The sequence below is a fragment of the Burkholderia sp. E168m23 genome, from assembly GCF_016586125.1.
GTDB lineage: Bacteria > Pseudomonadota > Gammaproteobacteria > Burkholderiales > Burkholderiaceae > Burkholderia > Burkholderia orbicola.
Window position 1 is genome coordinate 1 of record NZ_BCPP01000854.1, and the last position, 3135, is coordinate 3135.

Annotated in this window: 2 protein-coding genes; one reads left to right on the plus strand and one right to left on the minus strand. The window is 67.8% G+C overall.

Annotated features, from left to right (window positions below):
- Positions 1-918 (minus strand): amino acid permease (locus JMF90_RS30795; RefSeq protein WP_201325859.1); only part of this gene is annotated, 918 nt, incomplete at its 3' end.
- 631 nt (positions 919-1549) lie between these two features.
- Between JMF90_RS30795 and JMF90_RS30800 the strand changes: the two genes are divergently transcribed.
- Positions 1550-3061, plus strand: coding sequence for an aldehyde dehydrogenase family protein (locus tag JMF90_RS30800; protein ID WP_011546925.1), 1512 nt, complete (start codon positions 1550-1552; stop codon positions 3059-3061).
- Positions 3062-3135: the final 74 nt, after the last annotated feature.

Here is a 3135-nt window from a genome sequence, read left to right on the forward strand (position 1 = left end):
GGCGGCAAAGGCGAGACCCGCGTGGCGGAACACCAGCGTGAACGGGCTCACGCCGATATCGGTCACGTCGCTCTTCAGCAGGCTCGGATCGGTGTACGGAACCAGCACGCCGATCACGAAGATCGCGAACACGTAGAACAGCAGGATGCGCCAGAAGATCTGGCTCACCGCACGCGGAATCGTCGTGCGCGGGTTCTCCGATTCGCCGGCCGCGACGCCGATCATCTCGGTACCCTGGAACGAGAAGCCCGCGATCATCGCGACGCCGAGCATCGTCGCCCAGCCGCCGACGAACGGCGCGTCGCCGATCGTGAAGTTGCCCCAGCCGGCGCTCGGGCCGCCCTGCATGATCCCGAAGATCATCAGCAGGCCGACGCCGACGAACGCGAGCACGGTGAGTACCTTGATCAGCGCGAACCAGTATTCGGCCTCGCCGAAGCCGCGCACCGACAGCGCGTTGAGCGCGAAGATCAGCGTGAGGAACAGCGCGCTCCACCAGACGCCCGGCACGTGCGGGAACCAGTAGTGCATCACGAGCTGCGCGGCGACGAGCTCCACCGCCAGCGTCACGGCCCAGCTGTACCAGTAGTTCCAGCCGAGCGCGAAGCCGAAGCCTTCGTCGACGAACTTCGCGCCGTAGGTCGCGAACGAGCCCGACACCGGCATGAACGCGGCCATTTCGCCGAGGCTCGTCATCAGGAAATAGACCATCAGGCCGATCAGCATGTACGCGAGCATCGCGCCACCGGGGCCGGCCTGCGAGATCGATGCGCCGGACGCGACGAACAGGCCCGTGCCGATCGAGCCGCCGATCGCGATCATCCGCAGATGGCGGGCCTGCAACGCGCGGTGGAGGGAGGGCTTCGCAGGGGGCGAGGCGGACGGGCGGGACGAATCGGGGCGGGCATCTGAATGCATGGCGGGCGCTGGGCGCTGTCTCCGGGATTGTTTTTCGGTGACGAAGCGCGACGCGTTGCCGCCCGCGGCGGGTAGCGGTGATGCGGTGCGAAACCGGCCCGCTGAGCCGGGCCGTGGTGCGTGTCGCCTTCGTCGGTCGTCCGGCTGCCGTGGTGGCGGCCGGCGGCGCGCCGGGTGCGTTGCACCTCGACGTCGCACCGATTGTGTGTGCCCGGTGCACCGGCGGCAAACGATATTTCCGAACAGGGTGATGCGGGATGATCATCAACTTGTGTCGTGCCGCGATGCGTCCGGGTGCCCGGCCGCAGGCTTTGGAAACGTCCCGAATCGATCCGGAAACGCGTTGGTCCGGCCGGTCGAGTTGTTGCGTTTTGGGAATGAAGTCGTGAGTTAATATCAATAGCGGCCCGACTTGTGGCCATCGACAATGTGTTTCATGGATCGTGCCTCGCGAGGCTGGGGCGCGCCGTCCGGCCGGGCTTTCCGGCGGCGGCGCAGCGCAATGCGCCGGATGGCGCACCGGCCCGCCGCGCGGCGCGTCCGCTTGCACGACGCGCTCGAACGCGCTCCAATCGAATCACGCGGGCGGCGCTGCCGCCGCACCGATCAATCTGTCCCTGAAGAGGAAGTGATGCAATTCAACGACATTCTTGCCGCGCTCGACATCGATCTCGCCCAGTGGAAAGGCAATGCGCTGACCGCGCGTTCGCCGCTCGACGGCGCGACGCTCGCGACGCTGGCCGTCGACACGCCCGCCGGCGCCGAGCGCAAGATCGACGCCGCGCACGACGCATTCCTCAAGTGGCGCACGGTGCCGGCGCCGGTGCGCGGCGAACTCGTGCGCGTGTTCGGCAACGTGCTGCGCGAGCACAAGGCCGAGCTCGGCCGCCTCGTCACGCTCGAAGCCGGCAAGATCACGTCGGAAGGCCTCGGCGAAGTGCAGGAAATGATCGACATCTGCGATTTCGCGGTCGGCCTGTCGCGTCAGCTTTACGGTCTCACGATCGCGTCCGAGCGCCCGGGCCACCGGATGATGGAAACGTGGCACCCGATCGGCGTGTGCGGCGTGATTTCGGCGTTCAACTTCCCGGTCGCGGTGTGGGCGTGGAATGCGGCGCTCGCGTTCGTGTGCGGCGATTCGGTCGTGTGGAAGCCGTCCGAGAAGACGCCGCTCACCGCGATCGCGTGCCACGTGCTGCTCCAGAAGGCGCTCCGCGAGTTCGACAAGACGCATCCGGGCGTCGCGCCGGCGGAACTGAGCCAACTGGTGCTCGGCATGCGCGATGTCGGCGAGGTGCTGACGGCGTCGAAGAAGGTGCCGGTCGTCAGCGCGACGGGCAGCGTGCGGATGGGCCAGGAAGTCGCGAAGGTGCTGAGCCAGCGCCTGGCACGCGGCATCCTCGAGCTCGGCGGCAACAACGGGATGATCGTCGCGCCGAGCGCGGATCTCGACCTCGTCGTGCGCGCGGTCACGTTCGCGGCGGTCGGCACGGCCGGCCAGCGCTGCACGACGCTGCGCCGCCTGATCGTGCATCGCAGCCTCGTCGAGCAACTGCTGCCGCGCATCGAGAAGGCCTACGCGTCGGTGAAGGTCGGCAACCCGCTCGAGGAAGGCACGCTGGTCGGCCCGCTGGTCGATCGTGCGTCGTTCGACGCGATGCAGAAGGCGCTGGCCGATGCGCGCGAGCAGGGCGGCGAAGTGAAGGGCGGCGAGCGCGTCGACGTCGGTCACGCGGATGCGTACTACGTGCGTCCGGCCATCGTGCGGATGCCGAAGCAGTCGGCGGTGGTCGAGCGCGAGACGTTCGCGCCGATCCTGTACGTGATGGTCTACGACAACTTCGACGACGCGATCGACGTGCACAACGCGGTGCCGCAAGGCCTGTCGTCGGCGATCTTCACGAACGACATGCGCGAGGCCGAGCAATTCATGTCGGCGGCCGGCAGCGATTGCGGGATCGTCAACGTGAACATCGGCACGAGCGGCGCGGAAATCGGCGGCGCGTTCGGCGGCGAGAAGGAAACGGGCGGCGGCCGCGAGTCGGGTTCGGATGCGTGGAAGGCGTATATGCGCCGTGCGACGAATACGATCAACTACAGCCGGCAGCTGCCGCTGGCGCAGGGGGTGAAGTTCGACGTGTAAGGGCACGCGCCCGGCCAGGGCGCTTCGACGGTCGAATGACAAGGGCCGGTTGCCGCGAAAGCGGTAACCGGCCC

Bases quoted from the DNA above. Each gene is read 5' to 3' on its own strand.
- JMF90_RS30800 (WP_011546925.1), top strand. From the start codon at position 1,550: ATGCAATTCAACGACATTCTTGCCGCGCTCGACATCGATCTCGCCCAG.